General features: G+C 44.3%; 1 protein-coding gene. It reads left to right on the forward strand.

Annotated features, from left to right (window positions below):
• Positions 1-86: 86 nt before the first annotated feature.
• A protein-coding gene (locus MLE13_RS17770; RefSeq protein ID WP_240751100.1) for an IS3 family transposase occupies positions 87-1,237 on the forward strand; the annotation gives its coding sequence in 2 pieces (ribosomal slippage) (positions 87-360 and positions 360-1,237; 1,152 coding nt in all).
• Positions 1,238-1,275: the final 38 nt, after the last annotated feature.

The raw sequence follows: 1,275 nt of genomic DNA on the forward strand, positions 1-1,275 counted from the left end.
TAGAGTGACCCAGTAAAATGAGACAAGGAAAAAGCACCCCCAACGTCGTATGTAGTAACAACGACAATTTGGAGGTGTTTTTCTGTATGGGTTCAAAAAAACGATTTTATCCAGAGGAAGTCAAACAAGAGGTCATCCGAATGAAACTCAGTGGCGACTACACCAACGCTGAGATCATGGAGGTTCATCAGATCAAAAACGTTTCACAAATCAAGACGTGGATGAAGTGGTACCAGGACGGAGAGACAGATCGCCTGGCCAAGAATATTGGCAGACCCAACAGCTCTGCCAAGGATATGAGCGAAGTCGAGGTGTTGAAGAAAAAAGTTTTCTACTACGAAATGAAAGAGGAATTGATGGGAAAGTATCGCGAACTGGAAAGGAGGTGGAACCGGCCCTCTTCCTAGAGTTGGTGGACTTGTTTAAAGTGAAATATTCTATCACGATGATCTGTGAATGCATGGGCGTCCCTCGCTCCACTTATTACCGTTGGTGTCATAAAGAGGTCAGGATGACCGAGTTAGAAAAAGAAATTCTCGCCATCTGTGAACAACTGAAATTCCGTATCGGTCACCGAACGGTGAAAGGCCTGTTGAAAAATAACGGCACCAAGTTGAATCGGAAAACGGTGCAGCGGATTATGCAGAAATATAATCTCCAGTGCCGAGTCAAACCAAAGAGAGCGAAGAAAATGACGGGAGAAAGCAACCTAATTGTCCCTAACTTATTGGAACAGAATTTCAAAGCAGACGCCCCCAATCAAAAATGGGTGACGGATATTACGTATCTCCCTTTCGGGGAGAGCATGCTTTACTTATCGACGATTCTGGATTTGTATAATAACGAGATAATTGCCTACAAAGTCAGTGATACGCAAAATGCCCAGCTTGTGCTGGATACGCTAGAAATGGCTTGCCAGAAACGGAATACGGCCGGAACCATCCTGCACAGTGATCAAGGCGCACAGTACACATCGCGCGCATTTCAACTGACGACAAAAGAAAACGGCATTATCACCAGCATGTCCCGCAAAGGAAACTGCTTTGATAATGCCGTCATTGAATCCTTCCACTCCTCGCTAAAGTCGGAAGAATTCTACACCCTGAAAAGGGTGCACCTAACCAATGCCATTGTACAACAAAAAGTTGAAGATTACATGTATTATTACAACTACATACGACCGTTCCAAAAATTAAACTGCCATTCCCCGATCGAGTATCGGACAATGGCAGCCTAGGTGTTTTTTCTTGTGTCTCAAATTACTGGGTCAGTTCA

Origin of the sequence: Planococcus halocryophilus, assembly GCF_022489025.1 — a bacterium.
Classification (GTDB): domain Bacteria; phylum Bacillota; class Bacilli; order Bacillales_A; family Planococcaceae; genus Planococcus; species Planococcus halocryophilus_A.